Origin of the sequence: Streptomyces sp. NPDC050549, from assembly GCF_040655035.1 — a bacterium.
Taxonomy (GTDB): domain Bacteria; phylum Actinomycetota; class Actinomycetes; order Streptomycetales; family Streptomycetaceae; genus Streptomyces.
The window spans coordinates 16,070-30,477 of the sequence record NZ_JBFAJD010000054.1; the positions used below are offsets into that span (position 1 = coordinate 16,070).

The following is a 14,408-nucleotide window of genomic DNA, read 5'->3' on the forward strand; positions in this document are numbered from 1 at the left end:
TCCAGGACTTGCGTTCTCGGGGTCGGGGCAAGCCAACCACCCCCGCACTCGGTCACCCAAATCGGGGTGCCCCGGGGCGCCGGAAGCGATCAGGAGTGATGAGGAAGTTCACTTGCACAGTAATTCGAACAAGTGTTTCACTCTGGGGGCAGGACTACCGAGGAGGCGTCATGCGCTGGGAAAACCTCACAGTGGAGTCCGACGGCCACAGCCGGACGGCCGACGTCGCGCTGTTCGGCGCGGACGCGGTGACCACCCGTACCTTCGACACGCCCGAGTTCCGCGGAATCACCTTCCACGAGGTGCGGGCCCGCTCGATCATCAACCGGGTGCCGGGGGCCTCCCGCATGCCCTTCGAGTGGACGGTCAACCCGTACCGGGGCTGCTCGCACGCTTGCGTCTACTGCTTCGCCCGCAAGTCCCACAGCTATCTGGACCTCGACACCGGCCTCGGCTTCGACTCCCAGATCGTCGTCAAGGTGAACGCGCCGGACCTGCTGCGCCGCCAGCTCGGCTCACGGCGCTGGCTCGGCGAGCACATAGCGATGGGCACGAACGTCGACTGCTACCAGCGCGCGGAGGGCCGCTACCGGCTGATGCCGGGCATCCTGAGCGCCCTGCGCGACCACGCGAACCCCTTCTCGATCCTGACGAAGGGCACCCTGATCCTGCGCGACCTGGACCTCCTGGTGCAGGCCTCCGAGGTCACCGACGTCGGCATCTCCGTCTCGGTCGGCTTCACGGACCCCGCGCTGTGGCGCACGGTGGAGCCCGGCACCCCCTCCCCGGAGCGGCGCCTGGACGCCGTGCGGACACTGACCGAGCACGGCATCGACGTCGGCGTCCTGATGGCCCCGGTGATCCCCTTCCTGAGCGACCACCCGGCCCAACTGCGCGCCACAGTAAGGGCGATAGCCGCCTCCGGAGCCACCTCGGTGACTCCCCTGGTGCTGCATCTGCGGCCCGGCGCCCGCGAGTGGTTCATGGCCTGGCTCGGGCAGCACCACCCGCATCTGGTGCGCCGTTACGAGCGGCTGTACGCGGAGGGCGCGTACGCCCCGAAGTGGTACCAGCGCCGGATCACCCGTCAGGTCCACGACCTGGCACAGGAGTACGGCATCGGTCCCGCGCGCGCGGGCATGCCGCGCCGGATTCCCGAGCCGGTGGAGTCGGCCGACGAGCCGGTGAGCGGGCCGACGCAGCTCTCGCTGATCTGAAGGCGCTTCGTCATGAGCTGATCCGAAGGTGCTTCTCCATGAGCTGATCCGAGGGCGTTCGAGCGCATCCGGCGGCCCAATTGGGTCAAGTATCGGCTGAACAGGTTCTTCCGCCCCGGCTTTTCGGGACTATGCGGCGAGGACCGGCCGCGAGAACCGCGGTCGGCTGCCTCTCCGTCCTGGGAGGACTCATGAGAAAACGCGCAGCCGTACTGTGCGGTGCCGCCGTCGTCGTGGCCGGGACGGTCACCGCTCTCCCCGCCGACGCGAGCACCACGCATTCCGCGACCACCGTCCAGGCGGCGAAGCTCAGCTGGAAGAGCTGCGCCACCACCAGCTATCCGACGCTCCAGTGCGCGAGCGTCAAGGTGCCGCTCGACCACACGAACCCGCACGGCAAGCAGATCACGCTCGCCCTGTCCCGGGTCCCGCACACCGCGAAGACGTACCAGGGACCCCTGTTGGTCAACCCCGGCGGCCCCGGCGGCAGCGGACTGACCCTCGCGGGCTTCGTCGCCTCCTCGCTGCCCAAGGCGGTGGCGTCCCAGTACGACGTCATCGGCTTCGACCCGCGCGGCGTCGGCAAGAGCACCCCCACCCTCGACTGCAAGCCCGGCCACTTCAACCCGGTCCGGCCCGACTCGGTGCCGAGCACCCCCGCGCTGGAGAAGGCCAACCTCACGCGCGCGAAGTCCTTCGCGGCGGCCTGCGGCAAGAAGTACGCGAGCGTGCTGCCGTACATCAACACGGTCAGCGCCGTGCGGGACATGGACTCGATCCGGGCCGCGCTCGGCGCCAAGAAGATCAACTACTTCGGCTACTCGTACGGCACCTACCTGGGCGCCGTGTACGCCAAGCTCTACCCGGAGCGCGTGCGCCGCCTGGTCCTGGACTCCATCGTCGACCCCACGGGTGTCTGGTACGACGACAACCTCGGGCAGGACTACGCCTTCAACGACCGCCAGCTGGCGCTGATGGCGTGGATCGCGAAATACGACTCCACGTACAAGCTCGGCACCGACCCGGCCAGGATCGAGGCCAAGTGGTACGCGATGCGGAAGGCACTGGCCAAGAAGCCGGCCGGCGGGAAGGTGGGCGCCTCGGAACTGGAGGACACGTTCATCCCCGGCGGGTACTACAACGGCTACTGGCCCTACCTCGCCGAGGCGTTCGCGGCGTACGTGAACGACAAGAACGCCGAACCGCTGGTCGAGGCATACGACAACTTCGCCGCCATCGACGCCTCCGGGGACAACGGGTACAGCGTCTACACCTCGGTGCAGTGCCGTGACGCGTCCTGGCCCCGCGACTGGAACCAGTGGCGCAAGGACAACTGGGCGGTCTACGACAAGGCACCCTTCATGGCCTGGAACAACGCCTGGTACAACGCGCCGTGCGCCTTCTGGCCGACGGAGTCCGAGCACCCGGTCAACATCGCCAACGGCAAGCTGCCGCCGGTGCTGCTCTTCCAGGCGACCAACGACGCGGCCACCCCGTACGAGGGCGGCGCGACGGTCCACCAACTCATCGCCGACTCCAGCTTCGTGGTCGAGCAGGGCGGCGGCAACCACGGCATCACGCTGAGCGGGAACGTCTGTCTGGACAAGTACCTGGCGACCTATCTGACCAACGGCAAGGTACCGCGCAGCGGCGGCGAGGTCGACGCGGTGTGCCAGAAGACGCCTGACCCGAAACCGCTGACCACGGCGAAGTCGGCGACGAGCACGGCACACGGTTCGACGCTGCACGGCTTGCTGGGCTTCCGCGGCTGAACCCCGCATGACGGTCCCTCGGGGGCGGGAATCCTCGTTGTCAGACCCATGGTCCACCATGGACGCATGAGTGATCTGACGAGGATTCCCGCCCCCGACGGCGTCGCACCCGCCGCGGCCTACACCCATGTCGTCATGGGCACCGGCCGCTTCGTCGCGGTCTCCGGTCAGCTCGCCCTGGACGAGGACGGCAAGCTCGTGGGCGAGGGCGATGCTGCGGCCCAGGCCCGCCAGGTCTTCGAAAACCTCCGTCGCTGCCTCGGCGCCGCGGGCGCCGGCTTCGACGACGTGGTCAAACTGACCTTCTTCGTCACGGACATGGCCCACCTGCCGGCGATCCGCGCGGCCCGCGCCGCCCACATACCCGACGACCGGCTCCCCGCCGCATCGGCCGTGCAGGTCGCCGCGCTGGTGCGACCGGAGTTCCTGATGGAGATCGAGGCGTTCGCGGTGATCGGCGAATAATCGGGGGCGGCCGACCCGCCGGCCGAGTCCCCAGGGTGCCGCCATGTGCGACACCGCCGAGCCCCTTCGGGTCCGCCCCGTGGTTCTCGCCGACTGCGACCGGGTCTCCGAAATCCGTGTCCTCGGCTGGCAGTTCGCGTACCAGGGCCTCATGCCGCAGTCCTTCCTGGACGCCCTCAGCGCGAAGGACGACGCCGAGCGCCGCCGGGCCCGCCTCGCAGAAGGCGACGGCAGCGTGGTGAACCTGGTCGCCCGGCGGGGCGAGGAGATCGTCGGCCGGGCCGCGCTCGGCCCCTGCCGGGACGGCGAAGTCCGCACCGGGGAAGCCGAGTTGTACGCGATCTACCTCGGCCCGCGACACCTGAACACCGGCGCCGGCCGGGCACTGATGCAGGAGGCGCTACGACAGTGCGCGGCCCTCGGTCACGACCGCGTGTACCTCTGGGTGGTCCGGGGCAACGCCCGCGCCCGCCGCTTCTACGAGCGGGCGGGCTTCCGGGCGGACGGGGCGGAGGAGCCGTACGAGGTGGACGGGGTGCTGGTGCCGGAGATCCGGTGCGTCAGGGAGCTGACGCGCTGAGGCGGTGACGAGTGGGGCTCAGCGCTGCCGTGGGATCCGCCCCAGCGCGTGCACCGCCGCCTCCGCCAGTGCCGGGTGGGCGAGGGCCTCGTTCAGGACCGGTCTGGCACGGGGGTCGCCGAGTTCGCCCAGGCCCTGTACGCAGGCGAGGGCCACGCGGCGGTACGGGTCGTGGGGGCGCAGGCGTCGCTCCAGGGTGGTGATGAGGGCGGGCACGGACTCGGGAGCGCGCAGGTCGGCCAGGAGCCGGACGGGGTGCAGGGCGTAGGCGACGCGGAGTTCGTTGGTGGCGAGGGCCGCTGCCGCGCGGGCGGTGCGGGGGTCGTGGAGGCGGGCGAGGGCGTACGCGGCGCAGGCGCAGCGCGGTGGGTCACGGTGGTTGAGGAGCAGGACGAGGGACTCGAAGGCTCGCCGGTCGCCCGCGAGGCCGAGCCGGAACGCGGCCAGTTCCCGGGCCCAGAGCGGTTGTCCGACGGCCGTGAGCACCTCCGCCAGTTCGTCGAGGTCGTCGGTCGACACAAGTCGCTCGTACGGCGCCGTTCCTCCCGACTCCTGCCGTAAGCGCTCAGTGAGTGATCGCAACTCTTCGTCCATGAAACCGAGCCTATGGGGGTCGCGGGACAGACGGGACCTACATCACAAACTCCGGGGGCTGGCGCGCTCGTTACCCACCGGTTAAGCTCAGGTGAGCGAGTTACCCACTCGCACCCTCCTTGCCGTGGCCTGGTGACGCAGCCGCGGTGAGCGCAGTCGGTTCGGTACTTCAGGTACCGCAGTACGACACGGCCTGGGACAGGGCCGGTCGGAACTCTCAACTCGCCGGGCGTGTGCGCTCGTTGCCCGGCCCCACCCGCACTCCTTCTCGCACTCCGTGCGCCCTCTCGGCGTACGGAGTGCGCTCCCAGTCGTCACCCTCATTCCAGGAGTCCCGCGATGGCAGCTCCCCTGTCCGACGCTCCCCTGTCCCCGTTCAAGACCATTGCCGTCGTCGGTCTCGGCACGATGGGCACCGGTATCACCGAGGTCCTCGCCCGGGCCGGCCGCGAGGTCGTCGGCATCGACGTCAGCGAGGCCGCGACCGCCCACGCCGTCGCCGCCCTGGAGACCGCGACCGCCCACGCCGTGCGGCGCGGCCGGCTGACCGAGCAGGAGCGCACCGACGCCCTGGCCCGCGTCCGCACCTCCACCGACCTGGGCGCGGCGGCCGACGCCGACCTCGTCATCGAGGTGGCCCCGGAGTCGTACGAGATCAAGCACCAGATCTTCCGTGAACTGGACGGGATCGTGCGCCCCGAGACGATTCTCGCGACCGGCACGAACGCCCTGTCCGTCACCCGGCTCGCCGCCGACTCGGCGCGGCCGGAGCGGGTGCTCGGGCTGCACTTCTTCAATCCGGCGCCCGCGATGAAGCTGGTCGAGGTGGTCTCCTCGGTGCTGACCGCGCCCACGGCCGTCGCCGCGGTCACCGAGCTGGCGATCGAGCTGGGCAAGGAGCCCGTCGCGGTCGGCGACCGGCCCGGATTCGTCGCGGACGGGCTGCTGTTCGGCTACCTCAACCAGGCCGCCGCGATGTACGAGGCGAAGTACGCCTCCCGCGAGGACATCGACGCCGCGATGCGACTCGGCTGCGGGCTGCCCATGGGCCCCCTCGCGCTCCTCGACCTGATCGGCATCGACACCGCGCGCACGGTCCTTGAGGCCATGTACGCCGAGTCCCACGACCGCCTGCACGCCCCCGCGCCGATCCTGAAGCAGCTCAGCGAGGCGGGCCTGACCGGCCGCAAGACGGGCCGCGGCTTCTACTCCTACGAGACCCCCGGTAGCGCCACGGTCGTGCGGGATGCCCTGACCCCGCCGGAGGGCGCGCGGCTCGCCCAGGGCCGTACGGTCCGCTCGGTCGGGGTCGCCGGCTCCGGGACCATGGCGTCCGGTATCGCCGAAGTCTTCGCCAAGGCCGGCTACGACGTGGTCCTCGCCGCCCGCAGCGAGGAGAAGGCGCAGTTCGCCAAGTCCCGTATCGGCAAGTCGCTCTCGCGCTCCGTCGACCGGGGGCGGATGACCGCCGAGGCCGCCGCACAGACCCTGGAGCGGATCACTCCGGCGGGCTCCTACGACGCGTTCTCGGACGTCGATCTGGCCGTCGAGGCGGTCGCCGAGGACCTGGAGATCAAGCAGCAGCTGTTCGCGACGCTGGACAAGGTCTGCAAGCCGGGCGCGGTGCTGGCCACCACGACCTCGTCGCTGCCGGTCGTCGCGTGCGCCCGTGCCACCTCACGTCCGCAGGACGTGATCGGCATGCACTTCTTCAACCCGGCGCCGGCGATGAAGCTGGTCGAGGTCGTCCGTACGGTGCTGACGGATGTCGACGTCCACTCAACGGTTCACGAGGTCTGCGTCAGGATCAAGAAGCATGCGGTCGACTGTGGTGACCGGGCAGGATTCATCGTCAACGCACTGCTTTTCCCGTACCTCAACAACGCGATCAAGATGGTGCAGGAGCACTACGCGTCTCTTGACGACATCGACGCGGCGATGAAGCTGGGCGGCGGCTACCCGATGGGCCCCTTCGAACTGTTGGACGTCGTCGGCCTCGACGTCTCCCTGGCGATCGAGAAGGTCCTGCACCGCGAGTTCAGGGACCCGGGCCTCGCTCCGGCGCCGCTCCTGGAGCACCTGGTGGCCGCGGGCTGCCTCGGCCGCAAGACGGGCCGCGGCTTCCGCGAATATGCCCGCCGCTGAGGGATCCGACGACCCGTTCGCGGCCGACGGAGACTGGGGCGGGCTGCTCGAACCCACCGGAGGACCCCTGCCCGCACCGGGCGGGGGAAACCCCCGACGTGCGCGGCAAGCTGCGCACATGCAGTACGTTCGGGTCATGCCCCAGCCCGCCAAGCCCTCACGTACCGCAGCCGCGCCCGACGCACCGGAGAGTGCCGCGGGCAGTCGTGCCGCCGCCCAGCGCCTCAAGATGCGGCGCGAACTGGCGGCGGCGGCGATGGAGCTGTTCGCGACGAAGGGGTACGAGGCGACCACCGTCGACGAGATCGCCGCCGCCGCCGGGGTCGCGCGCCGGACGTTCTTCCGCCACTTCCGCTCCAAGGAAGAGGCGATCTTCCCGGACCACGACGACACCTTGATCCGGGCGGAGGCGGTGCTCAACGCCGCCCCCGCGCACGAACACCCGCTCGACACGGTGTGCCGGGGCATCAAGGAAGTCATGCGCATGTACGCGGCGCAGCCGGAGATCTCGGTGGCCCGCTACAAGCTGACACGCGAGGTACCCACCCTGCGCGAGGCGGAGATCGCGTCGGTGGCCCGCTACGAGCGGCTGTTCACGCGTTATCTGCTGGGCCACTTCGACGAGCACGCGCACGACGACGACGCCAACGACGACCCGCTGCTCGCCGAGGTCGCCGCCTCGGCCGTGGTCACCGCCCACAACCACGTGCTGCGGCGCTGGCTGCGGGCCGGCGGCCAGGGCGACGTGGAGGCACAGCTCGACCACGCCTTCGGGATCGTACGGAAGACGTTCGGCAGCGGCATCGGCGCCGGCCGCACCACGACCCCCAAGCCGGCCACGGCGATGGTGCACCAGCAGGGCGAGGTCCTGGTGACGGTCGCCCGCACCGACGCCCCGCTGGACGAGGTCATGCGGACCATCGAAGAGGCACTGAGGGACCGCTGAGCCCCACCAGCTCCTGCGGTCCCCTGTGATGACGGCCACCCTCCGGGGTGGCCGTTTTGGCATGCCAGAGCCCCTTTTCACGCATCTTTCAGACCTCGTTCGATCGATCATCGCTCATTTGTTACGTAAAGATTTCACCTGAGAGCGATTCATGGCACTCGGTGCCTTGCGGGGTGACACGCAGTGTCATACGTTGAAGGTGTCCGGGCGGCCGGCGTACAGAGATCTCCCGTACGTCGGCTGTCCCCGCAACCCACCACTGGGCTGCGCGCCCGGACGCCTGCGTCACAGGCACCCTCCCGCGCCACAAAGCGCTGCCGAAGCACCACCCGCCGAACCGACGGCACCTCTCCACCCACCCTCAGCAGCAGCACCGACGTAACCATCGGCGCCCCTCCCTCAGGGCGCACTTCGCCGGAGGCAACACCGTGACCGTGAAGGACATCCTCGCCGCGATCCAGTCGCCGGACTCGACTCCGGCCGACTTCGCCGCCCTGCCGCTCCCCGAGTCGTACCGCGCGATCACCGTGCACAAGGACGAGACGGACATGTTCGCGGGCCTCTCCACCCGCGACAAGGACCCCCGCAAGTCGATCCACCTGGACGACGTCCCGGTGCCCGAACTCGGCCCGGGCGAGGCCCTGGTGGCCGTGATGGCGTCGAGCGTCAACTACAACTCCGTGTGGACCTCGATCTTCGAGCCTCTGTCGACCTTCGGCTTCCTGGAGCGCTACGGCAAGCTCAGCGAGCTCACCAAGCGGCACGACCTGCCGTACCACATCATCGGCTCCGACCTCGCGGGCGTCGTCCTGCGCACCGGCCCGGGCGTCAACGCCTGGAAGCCCGGTGACGAGGTCGTCGCACACTGCCTGTCCGTCGAGCTGGAGTCCTCCGACGGGCACAACGACACGATGCTCGACCCCGAGCAGCGGATCTGGGGCTTCGAGACCAACTTCGGCGGGCTCGCCGAGATCGCGCTCGTCAAGTCCAACCAGCTGATGCCCAAGCCGGACCACCTGTCGTGGGAGGAGGCCGCCGCACCGGGGCTGGTGAACTCCACCGCCTACCGGCAGCTGGTCTCCCGCAACGGCGCCGGCATGAAGCAGGGCGACAACGTCCTGATCTGGGGCGCGAGCGGCGGACTCGGCTCGTACGCCACGCAGTTCGCGCTCGCCGGCGGCGCCAACCCCATCTGTGTCGTGTCCTCGCCCCAGAAGGCGGACATCTGCCGGGCGATGGGCGCCGAGGCGATCATCGACCGCAACGCCGAGGACTACCGGTTCTGGAAGGACGAGCACAACCAGGACCCGCGGGAGTGGAAGCGGTTCGGCAAGCGGATCCGCGAACTCACCGGCGGCGAGGACGTGGACATCGTCTTCGAGCACCCCGGCCGCGAGACCTTCGGCGCGAGCGTCTACGTCACCCGCAAGGGCGGCACGATCGTCACCTGCGCCTCGACCTCCGGCTACAACCACGAGTACGACAACCGCTACCTGTGGATGTCCCTGAAGCGGATCATCGGCTCGCACTTCGCCAACTACCGCGAGGCCTGGGAGGCCAACCGGCTGGTCGCGAAGGGCAAGATCCACCCGACGCTCTCCAAGGTGTACTCCCTGGAGGAGACCGGGCAGGCCGCCTACGACGTCCACCGCAACCTCCACCAGGGCAAGGTCGGCGTCCTGTGCCTCGCCCCCGAGGAGGGCCTCGGTGTGCGCGACGAGGAGAAGCGCGACAAGCACATCGACGCGATCAACCGCTTCCGGAACATCTGAGGACACCTGAGGTCGATGATGACTGAGCGTCAGAAAGACCGGCCGTGGCTCATGCGCACGTACGCCGGTCACTCCACGGCTGAGGCGTCCAACGAGCTGTACCGGCGCAACCTCGCCAAGGGCCAGACCGGTCTGTCGGTCGCGTTCGACCTGCCGACGCAGACCGGCTACGACTCCGACCACATCCTCGCCCGCGGCGAGGTCGGCCGGGTCGGCGTGCCGATCGCGCACCTCGGGGACATGCGCCGGCTGTTCCAGGACATCCCCCTGGACCGGATGAACACCTCGATGACGATCAACGCCACCGCCATGTGGCTGCTGGCGCTCTATCAGGTCGTCGCCGAGGAACAGGGCGTCGACATCACCCAGCTCCAGGGGACGACCCAGAACGACATCGTCAAGGAGTACCTGTCGCGGGGCACGCACGTGTTCCCGCCGGTCCCCTCGCTCCGGCTGACGACCGACATGATCAGCTACACGGTCAACCACATCCCCAAGTGGAACCCGATCAACATCTGCAGCTACCACCTCCAGGAGGCCGGGGCCACCCCGGTCCAGGAGATCGCGTACGCGATGTCCACCGCGATCGCCGTCCTGGACGCGGTGTTCGCGTCCGGCCAGATCCCCGAGGACCGCAGGGGCGATGTCGTCGCCCGTATCTCCTTCTTCGTGAACGCGGGCGTCCGCTTCATCGAGGAGATGTGCAAGATGCGGGCCTTCGGCCGCATCTGGGACGAGATCACGCGCGAGCGCTACGGCATCGAGGACCCGAAGCAGCGCCGGTTCCGCTACGGCGTCCAGGTCAACTCGCTGGGGCTGACGGAGGCGCAGCCGGAGAACAACGTCCAGCGGATCGTGCTGGAGATGCTGGCCGTGACGCTGTCGAAGGACGCACGCGCGCGTGCCGTCCAACTCCCGGCGTGGAACGAGGCGTTGGGGCTCCCCCGCCCCTGGGACCAGCAGTGGTCGCTGCGCATGCAACAGGTGCTGGCGTACGAGAGCGACCTGCTGGAGTACGCGGACATCTTCGACGGCTCGCACGTCATCGAGGCGAAGGTGGCCTCCCTGGTCGAGGAGTCCCTCGCGGAGATCGAACGCATCGAGGAGATGGGCGGCGCGATGGCCGCCGTCGAGTCCGGCTATCTCAAGTCGCAGCTCGTCGCCTCGCACGCGGAGCGCAGGGGCCGTATCGAGTCCGGTCAGGAGAAGATCGTCGGCGTCAACATTTTCGACACGACCGAGCCCAATCCGCTCACCGCCGACCTCGACACGGCGATCCAGACGGTCGACCCGGCCGTCGAGGCGCGGGTCGTCAAGTCGTTGCAGCACTGGCGGGACACGCGCTACCAGCCGCCGTTCAACCATCCGCGCCCGTGCAAGGCGCTGGAGCGGCTGAAGGAGGCCGCCAAGGGCACCGACAACCTCATGGAGGCCACCCTGGAGTGCGCACGCGCCGGTGTCACGACCGGTGAGTGGGCCGGGGCCCTGCGCGAGGTGTTCGGCGAGTTCCGGGCGCCCACGGGCGTCTCGTCGGCGCCGGTCGCGGTACCCGCCGAGGAGGGCTCGGCGATGGCCGGGGTACGCCGCAAGGTGGATCTCACGGCGCGCGAGATGGGCGTCGGCAAGCTGCGCTTCCTGGTCGGCAAGCCGGGCCTGGACGGGCACTCCAACGGCGCCGAGCAGATCGCCGTACGCGCGCGGGACGCCGGCTTCGAGGTGGTCTACCAGGGCATCCGGCTGACCCCGGAGCAGATCGTGGACGCGGCCCTCGCCGAGGACGTGCACGCGGTCGGCCTGTCCATCCTGTCCGGATCGCACGCCCAGCTGGTGCCGGACGTCCTGGACCGGCTCCGTGTGGCCGGTGCCACAGATATACCGGTGATCGCCGGTGGCATCATCCCGAATGGTGACGCCGAACAGCTCCGGGCGGCCGGAGTGGCCGCGGTCTTCACACCGAAGGACTTCGACATCACCGGAATCATCGGCCGCATCGTCGACGAGATCCGGAAAGCGAACAAGCTCGACCCCCTGCTCGACCCCTTGGAGGTCCCCGCATGACCACGCCCGCCCCCGTCAACCGGCTCCGCCCGCGGCGCTCCTGTCTCGCGGTCCCGGGAAGCAACCCGCGCTTCCTGGAGAAGGCGCAGGGCCTCCCGGCCGACCAGGTCTTCCTGGACCTGGAGGACGCGTGCGCGCCGCTGGCCAAGCCCGACGCGCGGCACACCATCGTCAAGTTCCTCAACGAGGGCGACTGGACGGGCAAGACACGGGTCGTGCGCGTCAACGACTGGACGACCGAGTGGACGTACCGCGATGTCGTCACGGTCGTCGAGGGCGCGGGCCAGAACCTCGACTGCGTCATGCTGCCGAAGGTGCAGACGGCCCAGCAGGTCGTCGCCCTGGACCTGCTGCTGACGCAGATCGAGAAGACGATGGGCTTCGAGGTCGGCAAGATCGGCATCGAGGCGCAGATCGAGAACGCGCAGGGCCTCAACAACGTCAATGAGATCGCGACGGCCTCCCAGCGCGTCGAGACGATCATCTTCGGCCCGGCCGACTTCATGGCGTCGATCAACATGAAGTCGCTGGTCGTGGGCGAGCAGCCTCCTGGCTACCCGGCCGACGCCTACCACTACATCCTGATGAAGATCCTGATGGCCGCCCGCGCCAACAACCTCCAGGCGATCGACGGTCCCTACCTGCAGATCCGCAACATCGACGGCTACCGCGCGGTCGCCCAGCGGGCCGCCGCGCTCGGCTTCGACGGCAAGTGGGTGCTGCACCCGGGCCAGGTCGAGGCGTCCAACGAGATCTTCTCGCCGTCGCAGGAGGACTTCGACCACGCCGAGCTGATCCTGGACGCGTACGACTACTACACGTCCGAGGCGGGCGGCAAGAAGGGCTCCGCGATGCTCGGCGACGAGATGATCGACGAGGCCAGCCGCAAGATGGCGCTCGTCATCTCGGGCAAGGGCCGGGCCGCCGGCATGGAGCGCACGTCCAAGTTCGAAGCCCCGGAGGCCTGAGCACCATGCAGTTCGGACGCACCTACGAGGAGTTCGAGGTCGGCGCGGTCTACAAGCACTGGCCCGGAAAGACGGTCACGGAGTACGACGACCACCTCTTCTGTCTCCTCACGATGAACCACCACCCGCTCCACATGGACGCCAACTACGCCGAGAACACGACGGACTTCGGCAAGAACGTGGTGGTCGGCAACTACATCTACTCGCTGCTGCTGGGCATGTCGGTGCCGGACGTGTCGGGCAAGGCGATCGCCAACCTGGAGATCGAGTCGCTGAAGCACGTGGCGCCGACCTTCCACGGGGACACGATCTACGGCGAGACGACGGTCCTCGACAAGACGCCGTCGAAGTCGAAGAACGACCGCGGAATCGTCTACGTCGAGACCAAGGGCTACAAGCAGGACGGCACTCTGGTCTGCGTGTTCCGCCGCAAGGTGATGGTGCCGACCGAGACGTACATCAAGGAGCGCGGCGGCGAGCAGCCCGGCCGCCCGGAGCTGAAGCAGACGGAGAAGTAGCCATGGCGCGACTCGCCCAGACCGCCGGTCTCACCGACATCCAGCGGGAAATCCTGTCCACCGTCCGCGACTTCGTGGACAAGGAGATCCTCCCGGTCGCCACCGAGCTGGAGCACCGCGACGAGTATCCGCAGCAGATCGTCGACGGGCTCAAGGAGTTGGGCCTCTTCGGCCTGATGATCCCGGAGGAGTACGGCGGCCTGGGCGAGTCGCTGCTGACGTACGCCCTGTGCGTGGAGGAGATCGCGCGCGGGTGGATGTCGGTGTCCGGCATCATCAACACCCACTTCATCGTGGCGTACATGCTCAAGCAGCACGGCACTCAGGAGCAGAAGGACCACTTCCTGCCGCGCATGGCGGCCGGCGACATCCGGGGCGCGTTCTCCATGTCCGAGCCGGGGTTGGGCTCCGACGTCTCGGCCATCACGTCGAAGGCGGTCAGGGACGGCGACGAGTACGTCCTGAACGGCCAGAAGATGTGGCTGACCAACGGCGGTACGTCGTCCCTCGTGGCCGTACTCGTGCGAAGTGACGAAGGGCACCCCGAGGGCACCGCGCCGCACAAGTCGATGACGACCTTCCTGGTCGAGAAGGAACCCGGATTCGGCGAGGTCCGGCCCGGTCTCACCATCCCCGGGAAAATCGACAAGATGGGCTACAAGGGCGTCGACACCACCGAGTTGATCATGGACGGCCTCCGGATCCCGGCCGACCGGGTGCTCGGCGGCGAGACCGGCCGAGGTTTTTACCAAATGATGGACGGAGTCGAGGTGGGCCGCGTAAATGTGGCTGCGCGTGGCTGCGGAGTCGCTCAGCGTGCCTTCGAACTGGGCGTCTCCTACGCGCAGCAGCGTCACACGTTCGGGAAGCCCATCGCCCAGCACCAGGCGATCCAGTTCAAGCTGGCGGAGATGGCCACCAAGGTCGAGGCCGCCCATGCGATGATGGTAAATGCGGCACGCAAAAAGGACTCCGGCGAACGAAACGACCTTGAGGCAGGGATGGCGAAGTACCTCGCCTCCGAGTACTGCAAAGAGGTTGTGGAGGACGCCTTCCGGATCCACGGCGGGTACGGATTCTCCAAGGAGTACGAGATCGAACGCCTTTACCGCGAGGCGCCGATGCTGTTGATCGGCGAAGGTACCGCCGAAATCCAGAAAATGATCATCGGGCGCAGACTGCTCGAAGAGTATCGATTCCAGGGCTGATTGTCCGTTTCGGGGTGTTTTCATCGAGAAGAAGATCACACCCCGTCAACGCTCTTCAGCCGCCGACTCGACTTACTGGCTTAGCCAGTTGTGGCCCGCGACCGGTACGATCCCGGGAAAGCCGCCGTCCCCCGTTACAGTGCGGCATCATCCGCTACGAAGGTC

The 14,408-nt window shown here is 68.6% G+C and carries 12 protein-coding genes; 11 read left to right on the forward strand and 1 reads right to left on the reverse strand.

What is annotated here, in order from left to right; all coding sequences use genetic code 11:
• Positions 1–170: 170 nt before the first annotated feature.
• From AB0I51_RS43395 to AB0I51_RS43410, 4 genes are all read left to right on the forward strand, one after another.
• Positions 171–1,217 carry an Rv2578c family radical SAM protein gene (locus AB0I51_RS43395; RefSeq protein ID WP_362984212.1) on the forward strand — a complete coding sequence of 349 codons (1,047 nt, stop codon included), beginning with the start codon at positions 171–173 and terminating at the stop codon, positions 1,215–1,217.
• A 191-nt stretch (positions 1,218–1,408) separates the two neighbouring features.
• Positions 1,409–2,989: an alpha/beta hydrolase gene (locus tag AB0I51_RS43400; protein WP_362984214.1), complete on the forward strand. Its 1,581-nt coding sequence runs from the start codon at positions 1,409–1,411 to the stop codon at positions 2,987–2,989.
• Between the two features lie 66 nt (positions 2,990–3,055).
• Complete coding sequence (locus tag AB0I51_RS43405) at positions 3,056–3,454, forward strand: RidA family protein (RefSeq protein WP_362984216.1); 399 nt, start codon at positions 3,056–3,058, stop codon at positions 3,452–3,454.
• Between the two features lie 43 nt (positions 3,455–3,497).
• A complete protein-coding gene (locus AB0I51_RS43410) occupies positions 3,498–4,034 on the forward strand; it encodes a GNAT family N-acetyltransferase (protein WP_362984218.1) in 537 nt (178 codons plus the stop codon).
• 18 nt (positions 4,035–4,052) lie between these two features.
• On the opposite strand, the gene AB0I51_RS43415 is transcribed toward AB0I51_RS43410, so the two are convergent.
• The gene (locus tag AB0I51_RS43415) at positions 4,053–4,628 is read right to left on the reverse strand and encodes an adenylosuccinate lyase (protein ID WP_362984220.1); all 576 of its coding nucleotides are present in this window, start codon (positions 4,626–4,628) and stop codon (positions 4,053–4,055) included.
• Between the two features lie 339 nt (positions 4,629–4,967).
• Here AB0I51_RS43415 and AB0I51_RS43420 point away from each other — a divergent pair, with 339 nt between their 5' ends.
• From AB0I51_RS43420 to AB0I51_RS43450, 7 genes are all read left to right on the forward strand, one after another.
• The gene (locus tag AB0I51_RS43420) at positions 4,968–6,773 is read left to right on the forward strand and encodes a 3-hydroxyacyl-CoA dehydrogenase family protein (protein WP_362984222.1); all 1,806 of its coding nucleotides are present in this window, start codon (positions 4,968–4,970) and stop codon (positions 6,771–6,773) included.
• A gap of 136 nt (positions 6,774–6,909) precedes the next feature.
• The gene (locus AB0I51_RS43425; RefSeq protein WP_200711542.1) at positions 6,910–7,719 is read left to right on the forward strand and encodes a TetR family transcriptional regulator; all 810 of its coding nucleotides are present in this window, start codon (positions 6,910–6,912) and stop codon (positions 7,717–7,719) included.
• Between the two features lie 434 nt (positions 7,720–8,153).
• A complete protein-coding gene (gene ccrA, locus AB0I51_RS43430; RefSeq protein ID WP_362984262.1) occupies positions 8,154–9,491 on the forward strand; it encodes a crotonyl-CoA carboxylase/reductase in 1,338 nt (445 codons plus the stop codon).
• Positions 9,492–9,509: 18 nt separating this feature from the next.
• The gene (locus tag AB0I51_RS43435; protein ID WP_362984264.1) at positions 9,510–11,549 is read left to right on the forward strand and encodes a protein meaA; all 2,040 of its coding nucleotides are present in this window, start codon (positions 9,510–9,512) and stop codon (positions 11,547–11,549) included.
• The gene (locus AB0I51_RS43440) at positions 11,546–12,517 is read left to right on the forward strand and encodes a CoA ester lyase (RefSeq protein WP_362984224.1); all 972 of its coding nucleotides are present in this window, start codon (positions 11,546–11,548) and stop codon (positions 12,515–12,517) included. Before AB0I51_RS43435 ends, AB0I51_RS43440 begins: the two co-directional genes overlap by 4 nt.
• 5 nt (positions 12,518–12,522) lie before the next feature.
• The gene (locus AB0I51_RS43445) at positions 12,523–13,035 is read left to right on the forward strand and encodes a MaoC family dehydratase (RefSeq protein WP_362984226.1); all 513 of its coding nucleotides are present in this window, start codon (positions 12,523–12,525) and stop codon (positions 13,033–13,035) included.
• Positions 13,036–13,037: 2 nt separating this feature from the next.
• A complete protein-coding gene (locus tag AB0I51_RS43450; protein WP_362984228.1) occupies positions 13,038–14,243 on the forward strand; it encodes an acyl-CoA dehydrogenase family protein in 1,206 nt (401 codons plus the stop codon).
• The last annotated feature ends 165 nt before the right edge of the window (positions 14,244–14,408 follow it).

Bases quoted from the DNA above. Each gene is read 5' to 3' on its own strand.
- AB0I51_RS43395 (WP_362984212.1), top strand. From the start codon at position 171: ATGCGCTGGGAAAACCTCACAGTGGAGTCCGACGGCCACAGCCGGACG.
- AB0I51_RS43400 (WP_362984214.1), top strand. From the start codon at position 1,409: ATGAGAAAACGCGCAGCCGTACTGTGCGGTGCCGCCGTCGTCGTGGCC.
- AB0I51_RS43405 (WP_362984216.1), top strand. From the start codon at position 3,056: ATGAGTGATCTGACGAGGATTCCCGCCCCCGACGGCGTCGCACCCGCC.
- AB0I51_RS43410 (WP_362984218.1), top strand. From the start codon at position 3,498: ATGTGCGACACCGCCGAGCCCCTTCGGGTCCGCCCCGTGGTTCTCGCC.
- AB0I51_RS43415 (WP_362984220.1), bottom strand. From the start codon at position 4,628: ATGGACGAAGAGTTGCGATCACTCACTGAGCGCTTACGGCAGGAGTCG.
- AB0I51_RS43420 (WP_362984222.1), top strand. From the start codon at position 4,968: ATGGCAGCTCCCCTGTCCGACGCTCCCCTGTCCCCGTTCAAGACCATT.
- AB0I51_RS43425 (WP_200711542.1), top strand. From the start codon at position 6,910: ATGCCCCAGCCCGCCAAGCCCTCACGTACCGCAGCCGCGCCCGACGCA.
- AB0I51_RS43435 (WP_362984264.1), top strand. From the start codon at position 9,510: ATGACTGAGCGTCAGAAAGACCGGCCGTGGCTCATGCGCACGTACGCC.
- AB0I51_RS43440 (WP_362984224.1), top strand. From the start codon at position 11,546: ATGACCACGCCCGCCCCCGTCAACCGGCTCCGCCCGCGGCGCTCCTGT.
- AB0I51_RS43445 (WP_362984226.1), top strand. From the start codon at position 12,523: ATGCAGTTCGGACGCACCTACGAGGAGTTCGAGGTCGGCGCGGTCTAC.
- AB0I51_RS43450 (WP_362984228.1), top strand. From the start codon at position 13,038: ATGGCGCGACTCGCCCAGACCGCCGGTCTCACCGACATCCAGCGGGAA.